The organism is Xanthomonas hawaiiensis (assembly GCF_031834635.1).
GTDB classification, from domain to species: domain Bacteria; phylum Pseudomonadota; class Gammaproteobacteria; order Xanthomonadales; family Xanthomonadaceae; genus Xanthomonas_A; species Xanthomonas_A sacchari.
In genome coordinates, this window is the sequence record NZ_CP115873.1 from 3571295 (window position 1) to 3586264 (window position 14970).

Below are 14970 nucleotides of genomic sequence, written 5' to 3' on the forward strand. Positions count from 1 at the left end.
TCAGGCGTGGCCGCCGACCGACGGCGTCTGCGCCTCCAGTTGCTGCAGGCGCTGCTGCACCGCATCCGGCGAGCGCGTGTACGGCGCCAGCAGCGCATAGAACGCCGGCACCACGAACAGCGACAGCAACGTGGACACCGACACGCCGAAGATCACCACGATGCCGATGGTGGCGCGGCTGGCCGACCCAGGGCCGCCGGCGACCACCAGCGGAATCGCGCCGACCACGGTGGCCAGCGAGGTCATCAGGATCGGCCGCAGGCGCACCGCCGCCGCTTCCACAATCGCGTCGCGCACGCTACGCCCGGCATCGCGCAACTGGTTGGCGAACTCGACGATCAGGATGCCGTTCTTGGCCGCCAGCCCGACCAGCATGACGATGCCGATCTGGCTGAACAGGTTGAGGGTGCCGCCGCTGATCGCCAGGCCGATCAGCGCGCCGAGCACGCCCAGCGGCACGGTCAGCATGATCACCAGCGGGTGGATGAAGCTCTCGAACTGCGCTGCCAGCACCAGGTACACGATCAGCAGCGCCAGGGCGAAGGTCAGCAGCACCGCGCCGCCGGCCTTCTGGTACTCGCGCGATTCGCCCTTCCAGTCGAGCTGCGCGTAGTCGGGCAGCTCCTCGCGCGCCACCTGCTGCGCCCAGGCGATCGCCTCGCCGAGCGGATAGCCCGGGGCCAGGCCGGCATTGATGGTGATCGCACGCAGTCGATTGAAGCGATGCAGGTTGCCCGGCTCGGCGACTTCGCGCAGGGTCACCAGGTTCGACAGCGGGATCAGCTGGCCGTTGTCGGCGCGCACCCGGATCGCCGCCAGGTCGTCGGGGTTGGCGCGGCCGTCGCGGCTGGCCTGCAGCATCACGTCGTATTCCTCGCCGTTGTCGACGAAGGTGGTGACCTGGCGCGCGCCCATCAGCGTCTCCAGCGCACGGCCGATCTCGGTCACCGGCACGCCGAGGTCGGCGGCCCGCTGGCGGTCGATCTCCACGCGCATCTGCGGCCGGGTTTCCTTGTAGTCCGAATCGGCGCCGACCAGGCCGGGGTTGTCGGCGATGCGCGCGAGCAGGCGGTCGCGCCATTGCGCGATCTCGGCGTAGTCGGGGCCGCCGAGCACGATCTGGAACGGCTGCCCGCGGCTGTTGACCAGGCCGCCGCCGACCTGGGTGCGCGCCCGCACGCCAGGCAGCGCGCGCAGCTCGTCCTGCAACTGGGCGGCGACGTCGGCGGTGGCCACGTCGCGCTCGCTCCAGTCGCGCAGGAACACGCTGACCCGGCCGGTGTGCATCTCCTCGCTGGCGCCGAAACTGCCTGGCACGCGCGGATTGGCGCGCGCGATCGGCTGGCCGTCGCCGCGGTGGCGGTCGAGGATCGCCTCCACCTGGTGCATCTGCCCCACGGTGTAGTCGAAGCCGGCGCCTTCCGGCGCATCGATCATCACCTGGAACGAGCCGCGGTCCTCGGCCGGTGCCAGTTCGGACGGAATCACCCGCGCCAGCAACGCGCTGGCCGCCAGCGCCGCCAGCATCAGCGCGCCGAACAGCCAGGCGCGGCCGACGTGGCGCTCGAGCACGCGCCGGTAGCGCGCGCTCAGCCCCTGCAGCCGCGCCTCGACCCAGCCATGCACGCGGTTGGGTTGCTCGCGCGCGTGCGCCTTGAGCAGCTTGGACGACATCATCGGGGTCAGGGTCAGCGCGACGAAGGCGGAGATCGCCACCGCCGCGGCCAGCGCCACCGCCAGTTCGCGGAACAGGCGCCCGGTGTTGCCTTCGAGGAAGCCGACCGGCAGGAACACCGCCACCAGCACCGCGGTGGTGGCGATGACCGCGAAGGCGACCTGCGCGGTGCCGCGCCGCGCCGCCACCAGCGCCGGTTCGCCCAGATCGACGCGGCGCTGGATGTTCTCCACCACCACGATCGCATCGTCCACCACCAGGCCGATGCACAGCACCAACGCGAGCAGGGTCAGCAGGTTGATCGAGAAGCCGAACGCATATAGCGCGATGAACGCGGCCACTAGGCACACCGGCACCGTCACCGCCGGAATCAGCGCCGCGCGCACACTGCCCAGGAACAGCCAGATCACCACCAGCACCAGCACCACCGCCTCGATCAGGGTGTGGTAGACGCGCTCCACCGAGGCATCGATGAACACGGTGGAATCGAAGGCGACGAAGATCTGCGTGCCCTTGGGCAGGGTCTGCTGGATCTGCTGCGCGGCCGCGCGCGCGGCGCGGGCCACGTCCAGGCTGTTGGCGGTGGAGGTCTTGACGATGCCCAGGCCGACGTTGGGCACGCCGTTGCTGCGGAAATAGGCGCGGCGCTCGGCCGAGGCCAGTTCCACCTTGGCCACGTCGCCCAGCCGCACCACGTAGCCGTCGCCGCCCTTGCCCAGCGGAATGGTGGCGAAGTCCGCGGGAGTGCGGTAGTTGCGCTCCACGCGCAGGGTGAAGTCGCGGTCGGCCGATTCCAGGCGGCCGGCCGGCAGTTCCACGTTCTCGCGGGCCAGCGCGTTCTCGACGTCGGCCACGGTGAGCGCGCGCGCGGCCAACTGGTCGCGGTCCAGCCAGATGCGCATCGCGTAGCGCTGCCGCCCGCCCAGCATCACCTGCGCCACGCCGTCGATGCTGGACAGGCGGTCCACCACGTAGCGTTCGGCGTAGTCGGACAGTTGCAGCGCGTCCATCGTGCTGGAGCTCATGTTGAGCCACAGGATGGCGTCGGCATCGGACTCGACCTTGGCGATCTCCGGCGCGTCGGCCTCGTCGGGCAGGCGGTCGAGCACGCGGCTGACCGCGTCGCGCACGTCGTTGGCGGCGGCCTCGATGTCGCGGGTGGCGCGGAACTCCAGGCTGATGTCGGCCACGCCGTTGGAACTGCGCGCCTGGATCGTCTCGATGCCTTCGATGCCGGCCAGGGCGTCTTCCAGCACCTGGGTGATGCGGCTTTCCACCACCGCCGCCGAGGCGCCCGGGTAGCGCACATCCACCGACACGATCGGCGGATCGATCGCCGGCAGCTCGCGCAGGGTCAGCCGGCTGTACGCCATCACCCCCAACACCACCAGCAGCAGGCTCATCACCGCGGCGAACACCGGCCGGGTGATGGAGACATCGGACAGCTTCATCGCGCCAGGTCCGCCGCGGCGCTGCCGCTGCGCGCGCCACCGCCGTCGACGCCGGCGGCGGCATCGACCACCGCCACGCCCGGGCGCAGCTTGCCGGTGCCCTCGACCACGATGCGCTGGCCCGGCTGCAAGCCGTCGACGATCTCGACCAGGCCGTCGCGGCGTGCGCCGGTGCGCACGTCGGCGCGGGCCACGGTGGCATCGGCACCGACCCGGTACACGAAGGCATCGCGTCCCACCTGCACCACCGCGATCTCCGGGATCACCAGCGCCTGCCGCGCGGGCCGGTACAGGCGCACGTCCATCAACATGCCCGGGCGCAACGCGCGGTCGGCGTTGTCGAACGCGGCGCGCACGGTGACCGCACGGGTGGCGCTGTCCACGCGCGCATCCACCGTGGCGACCTTGCCGTCGAAGGCGCGCCCCGGATAGGCCACGCTGCGGCCGCCGACCACGTCGCCGGGCTTCACCGTGGAGAGCGCCGCCTCGGGCACCTGGAAATCCACGTAGACCTGGGCCACGTCGTCGAGCGTGGCGATGGTCGCGTCCGGCGTCAGCAGCGCGCCGGGGCTGACCTGGCGCAGACCGAGCACGCCGGCGAACGGCGCGCGCACGCTGCGGTCGCCGATCTCCGCGCGCATCTGCAGCACACGTGCCTGCGCGGCGTCGCGCAGGGCGCGCTGCGTGTCCAGTTGCGCGCGCGACACCAGTTGCCGGCCGACCAGCTCGCTCTGCCGCCGGTACAGTTGCTCGGCCTCGGTGTAGGTGGCCTCGGCCTCGCGCAGCGCCGCCTGCTGGCCCTGTCCGCGCAGCGTCACCAGCGGCGCACCGGCCGCCACTTCCTGGCCGCTCTCGAAATGCACGCGCTCCACGATCTCGCTGACCTTGGCGGTCAGCGTCACCGACTCGCGCGCCTTGACCGTGCCCAGCGAGGACAGGCTGTCGTTCCAGTCGCGCAGTTGCACCGTCTGCAGCGTCACCGGAACCGCGGCATTGGCCTTGGCCGGCGCCGCGGGCTTGCCGCACCCGCCAAGCGCGATCGACGACAACAGGAGGTACACCAGGCGGACGCCGGCGCATGGTCGGTGCGGCATGGAAATCCCGGACGCGTGCAGTTCGGCCCAGTCTAACGGCCCGGCATGACCGGCGTTGAGACAGTTCGGGCATGACCGACGACCCTTGCCGACCCAGGGAGGCGCTGCGCGATGAGACGCAGCGCACGCGTGGCGCGGCCTGGGCCGCGCCCGTTCGGCCCGCTCAGCGCGGCGCGACGGCGCGCTGCTGCCGCTCGCGCAACGCACTGCACAGGCGAATCGTTTCGGCCGTCTGCGCCAGGCCGCGGTCGGCGCCGCTGAGCGCCTTCAGGCGCGGCGCGAAGAACGTCTCCAGCCGGTCCGCTTCGGCGGCGTCGCAGCCACCGCTGGCGGCCAGCGCCGGCAGGCGACCGCCGTCGAAGGACCCGGAACGCGCCACGATGCGATCGAAGTTGGCGGTGTACCAGGGCCACATCGAGGCATGCGTGGCCGGCTCGGCATGCGCGCCCATCAGCAGGCTCTTCATCTCGCCGACCTTGATCGCATCGGTCAGCGCGAAATCGCGCACCTTCTGCAACTGCTGCGGATCGCGCACGGCGCCCAGCGCGGCGATCATCGCGTTGCGCTGGGCCGGTTCGCCGTGACCGCGCAGCGCGGCGATCAACGCGTCCACCGCCGGCGCCCCGCGCTCCTGCACCGCGACGGTCAGCGCGGCATCGAGCAGATCCGGGTTGGCGGCGGCGAAGTCCAGCGCGCCGCCCTTGCCGGCCAGCACCGCATCGCCCTGGGCCAGCAGCGCCTGCCGCACCGCCGGCACGCCCATGGTCACCCCGAGCAGCTCGGCCAGGTTGGAGCGCAGCGCCACGTCGTCGTCGCTGTCGCCGCTGCGGCGCTGGTAGCCCAACGCCTGCAGGCGCGCGCCGAACGCGGCGTCGGTCGCCAAGCGCAGCGCATCTCGTTGCGCCTCGTCGCGCGCCAGCACCCGCCAGATCCAGCCGATGCGGTCGTTCAACGCGGTAGCCACGGCCGCGGCCTTGGCCGGCGCCAGCTGCCGCATGGCCGCGATCACATCGGCGGTGTCGGCATCGCCGGTGCGGAACGCGCTGTCGATGGCGTCGGCATAGGCCAGCTTCTCGGCATCGTCGAGCGCATCGAGTTGACGGCCGAGCGAAGCCAGTTGCGGCTTGGGCAGGGCGAAGCGGTAGTAGCCGGTGCCGCCGGCATTGGGCATCACCCAACTGTTCGCATCGGCGCCGGGGAGCGCGAGGCGCCCGTCGCGGGAAGACAGCATCTGGCAGGCACGGCGCACGCCCTGGGGCGTGCCGTACTTGACGCACACCGGCACGCCCCAGGTCTGCGCGGCGCTGCCGCGCGAGCCCAGCGGCAGGAAGCGTTGCTGGTGCAGTTGCAGCACCGCGCCGCCAGCCTCGGGCTGCAGCTGCGCTTGCAGATAGGGCACGCCCGGCTGGTCGAGGAAGCTGCGGAACGCGGCCTTGAACTCCTCATTCTTGCCGGCCGCGGCGGCGATCGCATCGACCAGGTCGTCGGCGGTGGCGTTGCCGAAGCGGTGCGCGCGGATGTAGGCGCGCATGCCGCTGCGGAAGGTGTCCTCGCCGACGAACTGCTCGAACATGCCCAGCACCGCGGCGCCCTTGCGGTAGGTGATGCTGTCGAAGGCGGTCTCGATGTCGCCGTTGCCGGTGATCGGCTGGCGGATCTTGCGCGCGCTGACCAGGCTGTCGTTGTCCATCGCGTCCCGCGCGGCGCTGATGCGGTCCAGGTCGGCGCGGTACTGCGGACGCAGGCGCATGGTGATCTTCTGCTGCATCCAGGTGGCGAAGGCCTCGTTGAGCCACAGGTCGTCCCACCAGGCCATGGTCACCGTGTCGCCGGTCCACTGGTGCGCCAACTCGTGCGCGGTGACGTTGAACGAGCCCTCGACGTTGTGCCGCGGCGAATCCTCGTCCAGCAGCAACAGCCAGTCGCGGAAGGTGACGAAGCCGGGGTTCTCCATCGCGCCGGCGGAGAAGTCCGGCGCGGCCACCAGGTCCAGCTTATCGAACGGATAGCCGAAGTCGTAGTAGTCCTCCAGCGCGGCGATGATCTCCGGGGTCTGCTGCAGCGCGCGCTGGATGCGCGGCCCCTGCCCCCGTGCGGCCACGCCGCGCAGCGGAATGGCCTGCGGGCGCTGCGGCGTGGCCGGCAGCGCCGGCCCGTCGACCACGTCCCACGGCCCGACCGCGTAGGCCACCAGGTAGGTCGGCAGCGGCACGGTCTCGGCGAAGCGCACCGTCTTCCAGCCCTTGCCGGCCGGCTCGGTGGATTCGGCGCGGGTATTGGCCAGCGCCTGCTCGCCCTCGGGCACGGTCAGGCGCAGCGCGAACGGCGTCTTCAGCGCCGGCTCGTCGAAGCCGGGGAAGGCGTAGCGCGCACTGATCGGCTCCATCTGCGTCAAGGCATAGGCATGCCCCTGCGCCTTGACCTGGTAGAGGCCCTGCAACTGCTGGTTGAACGGCGCGCTGTAGGCGATGGTCAGGGTCAGCTCCTGCGGCTGCAGCGTGCGCCCGAAGGCGATGCGGGCCACGCCGGCCTGCGCGTCGGCCTGGGTGTAGCGCACCGGGAACGAGGCACCATCGGCGGTGCGCAGCGTGGCCTTGCTTACGCGCAACTCCTTGCCGTGCAGCCAAAGATGATCGGACGCACGCTCCAGGCGCACGCGGACGGTGGCGGTGCCGTCGAAGCTGGTGCGCTGCGGATCGATCTTCAGGTCCAGCGCGTAGTGCTCGGGCACCGCCCACGCCGGCAGGCGCCCGCTCGGCACCGCGTCGGGCGCCTGCGCACAGGCCGCGCCGCAGCACAGCGCGAGGACGGAGAACAGCACGCGACGGGACAGAGCTGGCATGGAGGGGCCTTCGCCGATGAGGAGGGCGACGACTTAAGCATGCGCGGCGGCGGCTGTCACGTGATGACGGCCAGCCTGCCCTCGCGCGGCAGGAGAACTTCTCGTAGGAGCGGCTTCAGCCGCGACCGGGCGTTCCCAATAAGGCCCGGTCGCGGCTGAAGCCGCTCCTACGGCAGGTGTGCGGCGACGCCGGACGCGACCGACGGCGGCTACCCCGCTCCTGCCTCAGTCCTGCAGCCCCAGCGCCGCCAGCACCTGCGCGGCCAGCGCCTCGACGTTGTCGCCGTCGGCGTGCAGGTGCAGTTCCGGCCGCTCCGGCGCCTCGTACGGCGAATCGATGCCGGTGAAGTTGGGAATCAGGCCGGCGCGCGCCTTGGCATACAGGCCCTTGACGTCGCGCGCCTCGGCCACCGGCAGCGGCACGTCGACGAACACTTCGAGGAACTCGCCCTCGCCGAAGCGCTCGCGCGCCAGTTGCCGCTCGGCGCGGAACGGCGAGATGAAGCTGACCAGCACGATCAGGCCGGCATCGGTCATCAGCCTGGCTACTTCGGCGACGCGGCGGATGTTCTCCACGCGGTCCTCGTCGGTGAAGCCCAGGTCGCGATTGAGCCCGTGGCGCACGTTGTCGCCGTCGAGGATGAAGGTGTGGTAGCCCAGCGCATGCAGGCGCTTGTCGACCAGGTTGGCGATGGTCGACTTGCCGGCGCCGGACAGGCCGGTGAACCACAGCACCTTCGGCGTCTGGCCCTTGATCCGCGCGCGCGCGGCCCTGTCCACGTCCAGGTGTTGCCAGTGCACGTTGCCAGCGCGGCGCAGTGCGAAATCCAGGGTGCCGGCGGCGACGGTGGCGTTGCTGTGGCGGTCGATCAGGATGAAGCCGCCGAGCGTGCGGTCCTGCGCGTACGGGGCGAAGGCGATCGGCTGGTCCAGCGCCACGTTGCAGTAGCCGACCTCGTTGAGCTCCAGCCGCTTGGCCGCCAAGCGCTCCTGCGTGTTGACGTCGATGCGGTGCTTGATCTCGGTGACGCTGGCGGCCACGGTGCGCGCGCCGATCTTCAGCCAGTACGGACGGCCGGGCAGCAGCGCGGCATCGTCCATCCACAGCAGGTGCGCGGCGAACTGGTCGGCCACCTCCGGCGGATCGCCGGCGGCGGCGATCACGTCGCCGCGGCTGACGTCGATCTCCTCGGTCAGGGTCAGGGTCACCGCCTGCCCGGCCACCGCACGCGGCACCGGCTCGGCACCGACCAGCACCTGCGCCACCTGCGCGCGCCGCGCCGACGGCAGCACCACCACCGCATCGCCGGGCTGCACCGCGCCGGCCGCCACGGTGCCGGCGAAGCCGCGGAACTGCGCATGCGGGCGGTTGACCCACTGCACCGGCAAACGCAGGCCGCTGTCGGCGGTGCGCGCGTCCAGCTGCACGCCTTCCAGATGTTCGAGCAGCGCCGGGCCGGCATACCAGGGCATGCGCGCCGAGCGCTGCGACAGGTTGTCGCCTTCCAGCGCCGACAGCGGGATGCACTGCACGTCGGCGATGCCCAGTTGCGCGGCGAGCGCACCGTACTCGGCGGCGATGGTCTCGAAGGTCTCCTGTGCGAAGCCGACCAGGTCCATCTTGTTGACCGCCAGCACCACGTGGCGGATGCCCAGCAGGGCGACGATGTAGCTGTGCCGGCGGGTCTGGGTCAGTACGCCCTTGGCGGCGTCGACCAGCACCACCGCCACGTCGGCGGTGGACGCGCCGGTGGCCATGTTGCGGGTGTACTGCGCATGCCCGGGGCAGTCGGCGACGATGAACTTGCGCCGGTCGGTATCGAAATAGCGGTAGGCCACGTCGATGGTGATGCCCTGCTCGCGCTCGGCGGCCAGGCCGTCCAGCAGCAACGCATAGTCGATCGCCCCACCGCGGGTGCCGTGGCGCTTGCTGTCGGCGCCGAGCGCGGCCAGCTGGTCGTCGAACAGCCGCTTGCTGTCGTACAGCAAGCGCCCGATCAGCGTGCTCTTGCCGTCGTCGACACTGCCGCAGGTGATGAAGCGCAGCAGCGGCTTGTGTTCGTGTTGCTGCAGGTAGGCGGCGACTGCGTCGCCTCCTACGGGAATAGGGAATGGGGAATGGGGAATGGAAACAGCGGTCTCCTGCGACGCGTCAGATGGCGGCGATGCTTCTTGCTTTTGCACTTGCGATTCCCGATTCCCGATTCCCGACTCCCTGCTCATCAGAAATAGCCCTCCACCTTCTTCTGCTCCATCGAGGCGCCCGGATCCTGGTCGATGATCCGGCCCTGGCGTTCGGAGGTGGTGGCCTGCAGCATCTCGGCGATGATCTTCTCCAGGGTGTCGGCCTGCGACTCGATCGCGCCGGTCAGCGGGTAGCAGCCGAGGGTGCGGAAGCGCACGCGCCGCAGGTGCGGGGTTTCGCCGGGACGCAGCGGCAGGCGCGCGTCGTCGACCATGATCAGCGCGCCGTCGCGCTCCACCACCGGACGCTCGGCGGCGAAGTACAGCGGCACCACCGGAATCGCTTCGCGGTAGATGTACAGCCAGATGTCCAGCTCGGTCCAGTTGGACAGCGGGAACACGCGCACGCTCTCGCCGGGATGGATCCGCGGGTTGTACAGATTCCACAGCTCCGGACGCTGCTGCTTGGGATCCCAGCGGTGGTGCGCGTTGCGGAACGAAAACACCCGCTCCTTGGCCCGCGCCTTCTCCTCGTCGCGGCGCGCGCCGCCGATGGCGGCGTCGAACTTCCACAGGTCCAGCGCCTGCTTCAGCGCCTGGGTCTTCATCACGTCGGTGTGCACGCTGGCGCCGTGACTGAACGGGCCGACGTCCTGGGCGACGCCGTCGGGATTGATGTGCACGCGCAGTTCCACGCCGGTCTCGGCGGCGCGGCGGTCGCGGAAGGCGATCATCTCGCGGAACTTCCAGCGCGTGTCCACGTGCAGCAGCGGGATCGGCGGCGGCGCCGGCGCGAACGCCTTGAGCAGCAGATGCAGCAGCACCGAACTGTCCTTGCCGACCGAATACAGCAGCACCGGGTTGCGGAACTCGGCAGCGACCTCGCGCAGGATATGGATGCTCTCGGCCTCGAGGCGGTCGAGGTGGGACAGGGAAAACGCACTCATCGAGACGGCGGCGGCAGGCAGTGGAGGGACGGACCCGAAGCGTAACAGCGGGCGTGACGATCGGGGCGGCAGTGTGCGCGGCGTCTACCAACTGCAGAAATAAGCCACGGGCATGAGCCGATAACCCCTGTTCCTTTCTGTCGCGCGCAACGAATCCCTAACATCGGTCATCCCTTCCTCCTCCCCGGACCGGCCATGACCGCCGCCTCGCCCGCGTTGCCGCCCAGCCCCTTGCCCGAGGAGCGCAAGGCGCTGCTGGCGCGGACCGTGGAGGGCCTGGACGCGGCCGGCCTGTGGTGGCTGTCAGGCTATGCCGCCGGCCTGGCCCAGGCGCAGGGGCCGGCGACCCCGGCGCTGGCCGTGGTCGCCGGCGCCGCCGCGGCGCCTTCGCCCGCGCCGCAGCTGAGCATCGTCTACGGCAGCCAGACCGGCAACGCACGCCGCGCCGCCGAACAGGTGGCCGCCGAGGCCGAAGCGGCGGGACTGGCGGTACGCCTGCTGCGCGCCGACGCCTATCCCACCCGCGAGTTGGGCAACGAACGCCTGCTGTACGTGGTCATCAGCACCCAGGGCGAGGGCGACCCGCCGGACGATGCGATCGGCTTCGTCGAGTTCCTGCAGGGTCGGCGCGCGCCGAAGCTGCCGCAACTGCAGTACGCCGTGCTCGGCCTGGGCGATTCCAGCTACGCCGATTTCTGCGGCATCGCCCGGCGCCTGGATGCGCGCCTGGCCGAACTCGGCGCGCAGCGGCTGCTGCCGCTGGGCGAGGCCGACCTGGAGATCGAGACGGTGGCCGCCCCGTGGCGCGCGCAGGCGCTGGCGCAGGCGCGCGACATCCTCGGCCGCACGCCCGCGACGCCGTCGGCCACGGTGACGCCGCTGCGCGGCGCCGCCGCCGCGACCTGGAGCCGCACGCAACCGTTCGCCGCCGAGGTCCTGGCGAACCAGCCGATCAGCGGCCGCGACTTCAAGGGACCGCGCTACGCCGCGCACGGCCAGGCCGACAAGGACGTGCGCCACCTGGAACTGTCGCTGGCCGGCAGCGGCCTGCACTACGAACCCGGCGACGCCCTCGGCGTGCGCCATCGCAATCCGCCCGCGCTGGTCGAGGCGGTCCTGGCCGCGACGCGCCTGGACGGCGACGTCGCAGTCACTGTCGATGGGCAGACACTGCCCCTGCACGAGTGGCTCGCCAGCCATCGCGAACTGACCCGGGCCTCGCGCCCGTTGCTCGCCGCGGTGGCCGAACGCGCCGGCGCCAACGCGCTGACCGAGCTGCTCGCCCCCACCCAGACCGCCGGCCTGGCGGCGCTGCTCGCCGATCATCAGGTGATCGACGTGCTGCGTCGCTGGCCGGCGGATTGGGACCACGCCGCGCTGCTGCAGGCGCTGCGGCCGATGGTCCCGCGCCTGTACTCGATCGCCTCCAGCCGCAAGCGGGTCGGCGACGAAGCCCACCTCACCGTCGACGTGCTGGCCTACGACGCTCACGGCCATGCCCACGGCGGCGCCGCCAGCGGCTATCTGGCCGCCCTGGCCGAAGGCGACAGCGCCCCGATCTACATCGAGCCCAACGAACGCTTCCGGGTGCCGGCCGACGGCAGCCGCGACATCCTGATGATCGGCCCCGGCACGGGTGTGGCGCCGTTCCGCGGCTTCGTGCAGGAACGCGCCGAAAGCGGCGCCAGCGGCCGCAACTGGCTGTTCTTCGGCGCCCGCCACTTCAACCGCGATTTCCTCTACCAGGCCGAATGGCAGCAGGCGCTGCGCAGCGGCGAACTGCACCGGCTGGACCTGGCGTTCTCGCGCGACGTGCAGCCGCTGCGCGGCACCGCCGCCCCATCCAAGGTGTACGTGCAGCAGCGCCTGCGCGAACACGGCCGCGCCGTCTACGACTGGCTGCAGAACGGCGCGCATCTGTACGTGTGCGGCGCCATCGCCATGGGCAAGGACGTGCACGCGACCCTGCTGGACCTCGTCGCCGAACACGGCGCCCACAGCCCCGAAGACGCCGCCGCCTACCTCAGCCAACTGCAGCGGGAGGGGCGGTATGCGCGTGATGTGTATTGAAGCCGGGAATCGGGAAACGGGAATCGGGAATGGGGAACAGCCCACGTCGACAGGCTTTCCGTAATCCGACGCACCCGCTCTTGCCATTCCCTATTCCCCATTCTCGATTCCCTCCCCAATGTCCCACTCCGTCGAAGACATCAAGCACCACAGCCAGCGCTTGCGCGGGTCGCTGCTGCAGAGCCTGGCCGATCCGGTCACCGGGGCGCTGCGCGAGGACGATCAGACCCTGATCAAGTACCACGGCAGCTACCAGCAGGACGACCGCGACCTGCGCGAGGAGCGGCGCCGGCAGAAGCTGGAGCCGGCCTACCAGTTCATGATCCGCACGCGCACCCCGGGCGGGGTAGTGGATCCGGCGCAGTGGCTCAAGCTCGACGCCATCGCCACCACCTACGGCAACCACTCGCTGCGCATCACCACGCGCCAGGCGTTCCAGTTCCACGGGGTGATCAAGCGCGAGCTGAAGGCGACCATGCAGGCGATCAACGCTGCGCTGATCGACACCCTGGCCGCCTGCGGCGACGTCAACCGCAACGTGCAGGTCGCCGCCAATCCGCTGGCCTCGCAGGCGCACGCCACGCTCTACGCCGACGCCGCGCGGGTGTCCGAACACCTGCTGCCCAACACCCGCGCCTACTACGAGATCTGGCTGGACGAAGAGCAGGTCGCCGGCAGCGGCCAGGAGGACGAGCCGATCTACGGCAACGCCTACCTGCCGCGCAAGTTCAAGATCGGCTTCGCGCTGCCGCCGATCAACGACGTGGACGTGTTCGCCAACGACCTGGGCTTCATCGGTGTGCTCGATGCCGACGGCACGCTGGCCGGCTACAACGTCAGCCTCGGCGGCGGCATGGGCGCCAGCCATGGCGATGCCGAGACCTACCCGCGCGTGGCCAACGTGGTCGGCTTCATCGACCGCGCGCAGTTGCTCGACGTCGCCACCGCGGTGGTGACCACCCAGCGCGACCTGGGCAACCGCACGGTGCGCAAGCGCGCACGCTTCAAGTACACCATCGACGATCACGGCCTGGACACGGTGGTGGCGGAGATCGAGCGCCGCGCCGGCGTACGCCTGCAGGCCACGCGCGACTTCGCCTTCGCGCACAACGGCGACCGCGAGGGCTGGCAGGCCGGCGAGGACGGCCGCTGGCACCTGACCCTGTCGCTGCCGGCCGGACGCATCGCCGACCACGCCGATGGCGCGCAGCACCTCAGCGGCCTGCGCGCGATCGCCGCGCAGCTGCGCGACACCGGCGACGGCGCGCACTTCCGCATGACCTCGAACCAGAACCTGGTGATCGCCGGCGTCCCCGCCGCGCAGCGCGAGGCGATCGACGCCCTGGTGCGCGCGCATGCGCTGGACGTTGGCAACCGCGCGCCCACCGCGCTGGCGCGCGCGGCCATGGCCTGCGTGGCGCTGCCCACCTGCGGCTTGGCGATGGCCGAGGCCGAGCGCTACCTGCCGGCCTTCGCCGCGCAGCTGCAGCCGTTGCTGGCCCGCCATGGCCTGGAGGACGCGCCGATCCTGCTGCGCATCTCCGGTTGCCCGAACGGCTGCTCGCGGCCGTACCTAGCGGAGATCGCCCTGGTCGGCAAGGCGCCCGGCCGCTACAACCTGATGCTCGGCGGCGACCACCGCGGCCAGCGCCTCAACACCCTGTACCGCGAGAACATCGCCGAGCCGGAGATCCTCGCCGCGCTGGAGCCGCTGTTCGCGCACTATGCCAACGAGCGGGAAGAGGACGAGCGCTTCGGCGACTTCCTGCACCGCACCGGCGTGGTCGCCTTGCCCGCCTACCCCACCCACCGTCACCTGATTCCGTCGGAACTGCACGCATGAGCGCTCTGCCCGCCGCCTCCCAAACCGCCTCCGCCAACGCACCGGTGCCAGCCCTGGATCTCGATGCCGCCAATGCGCTGCTGGCGACGCTGTCCGCGCCGGAGCGGGTGGCCTGGGCGCTGCAGCACGGACCGGCCGAGGCGGCGCTGTCGTCCAGCTTCGGCGCGCAATCGGCGGCCACCCTGCACCTGCTGACCCGGCAACGCCCGGACATCCCGGTGATCCTGATCGACACCGGCTACCTGTTCGCGGAAACCTACCGCTTCGCCGATGCGCTCACCGAGCGGCTCAAGCTCAATCTCAAGATCTACCGCCCGCTGGTCAGCCGCGCCTGGATGGAAGCGCGCCACGGCCGCCTGTGGGAACAGGGCATGGTCGGCATCGAGCAGTACAACAACCTGCGCAAGGTCGAGCCGATGCGCCGCGCCCTGGACGAACTGAAGGTGGGCACCTGGTTCACCGGCCTGCGCCGCAGCCAGTCCGACAGCCGCGCGCAGACCCCGTTCGTGCAGAAGCGCGGCGAGCGCTACAAGATCAACCCGATCGCCGACTGGAGCGATCGCGACCTGTGGCAGTACATGCAGCAGCACGACCTGCCCTATCACCCGCTGTGGGAACAGGGCTACGTCTCCATCGGCGATTTCCACACCACCCGCCGCTGGGAACCGGGCATGCGCGAGGAAGACACCCGCTTCTTCGGCCTCAAGCGCGAGTGCGGGATCCACGAGGATCTGTGAGGCGCGCCAGCACCCGTTCGGGCTTTTTGTAGGCGCGGCGTCAACCGCGACGGGAGTTACCGACCACACCGCGTCGTTTCCGTAGGAGCGGCTTCAGCCGCGACCGGGTTTCGTGGGAACGCCCGAT

At 70.9% G+C, this 14970-nt stretch carries 8 protein-coding genes; 3 read left to right on the forward strand and 5 right to left on the reverse strand.

The window, feature by feature from the left end:
* From PG878_RS15270 to cysD, 5 genes are all read right to left on the reverse strand, one after another.
* Complete coding sequence (locus PG878_RS15270) at positions 1-3126, reverse strand: efflux RND transporter permease subunit (protein ID WP_209030995.1); 3126 nt, start codon at positions 3124-3126, stop codon at positions 1-3.
* On the reverse strand, positions 3123-4220 hold the full coding sequence (locus tag PG878_RS15275; RefSeq protein ID WP_209030994.1) for an efflux RND transporter periplasmic adaptor subunit: 1098 nt from the start codon (positions 4218-4220) through the stop codon (positions 3123-3125). The genes PG878_RS15270 and PG878_RS15275 overlap by 4 nt, the downstream gene beginning before the upstream one ends.
* 163 nt (positions 4221-4383) lie before the next feature.
* The gene (locus PG878_RS15280; RefSeq protein ID WP_209030993.1) at positions 4384-7062 is read right to left on the reverse strand and encodes a M1 family metallopeptidase; all 2679 of its coding nucleotides are present in this window, start codon (positions 7060-7062) and stop codon (positions 4384-4386) included.
* Between the two features lie 225 nt (positions 7063-7287).
* On the reverse strand, positions 7288-9285 hold the full coding sequence (gene cysN / locus PG878_RS15285; protein ID WP_209030992.1) for a sulfate adenylyltransferase subunit CysN: 1998 nt from the start codon (positions 9283-9285) through the stop codon (positions 7288-7290).
* Positions 9285-10193, reverse strand: coding sequence for a sulfate adenylyltransferase subunit CysD (gene cysD, locus PG878_RS15290; protein WP_209030991.1), 909 nt, complete (start codon positions 10191-10193; stop codon positions 9285-9287). Before cysD ends, cysN begins: the two co-directional genes overlap by 1 nt.
* Before the next feature lie 195 nt (positions 10194-10388).
* Between cysD and PG878_RS15295 the strand changes: the two genes are divergently transcribed.
* The 3 genes from PG878_RS15295 to PG878_RS15305 all read left to right on the forward strand — a co-directional run bounded on the left by PG878_RS15295 (position 10389) and on the right by PG878_RS15305 (position 14843).
* Entirely contained in the window at positions 10389-12263 is a 1875-nt protein-coding gene (locus PG878_RS15295) for an assimilatory sulfite reductase (NADPH) flavoprotein subunit (protein ID WP_209030989.1), read from the forward strand.
* Between the two features lie 118 nt (positions 12264-12381).
* The gene (cysI, locus tag PG878_RS15300) at positions 12382-14106 is read left to right on the forward strand and encodes an assimilatory sulfite reductase (NADPH) hemoprotein subunit (protein ID WP_209030988.1); all 1725 of its coding nucleotides are present in this window, start codon (positions 12382-12384) and stop codon (positions 14104-14106) included.
* A complete protein-coding gene (locus tag PG878_RS15305; protein ID WP_209030987.1) occupies positions 14103-14843 on the forward strand; it encodes a phosphoadenylyl-sulfate reductase in 741 nt (246 codons plus the stop codon). The genes cysI and PG878_RS15305 overlap by 4 nt, the downstream gene beginning before the upstream one ends.
* Positions 14844-14970 lie beyond the last annotated feature (127 nt).

Bases quoted from the DNA above. Each gene is read 5' to 3' on its own strand.
- PG878_RS15270 (WP_209030995.1), bottom strand. From the start codon at position 3,126: ATGAAGCTGTCCGATGTCTCCATCACCCGGCCGGTGTTCGCCGCGGTG.
- PG878_RS15275 (WP_209030994.1), bottom strand. From the start codon at position 4,220: ATGCCGCACCGACCATGCGCCGGCGTCCGCCTGGTGTACCTCCTGTTG.
- PG878_RS15280 (WP_209030993.1), bottom strand. From the start codon at position 7,062: ATGCCAGCTCTGTCCCGTCGCGTGCTGTTCTCCGTCCTCGCGCTGTGC.
- cysN (WP_209030992.1), bottom strand. From the start codon at position 9,285: ATGAGCAGGGAGTCGGGAATCGGGAATCGGGAATCGCAAGTGCAAAAG.
- cysD (WP_209030991.1), bottom strand. From the start codon at position 10,193: ATGAGTGCGTTTTCCCTGTCCCACCTCGACCGCCTCGAGGCCGAGAGC.
- PG878_RS15295 (WP_209030989.1), top strand. From the start codon at position 10,389: ATGACCGCCGCCTCGCCCGCGTTGCCGCCCAGCCCCTTGCCCGAGGAG.
- cysI (WP_209030988.1), top strand. From the start codon at position 12,382: ATGTCCCACTCCGTCGAAGACATCAAGCACCACAGCCAGCGCTTGCGC.
- PG878_RS15305 (WP_209030987.1), top strand. From the start codon at position 14,103: ATGAGCGCTCTGCCCGCCGCCTCCCAAACCGCCTCCGCCAACGCACCG.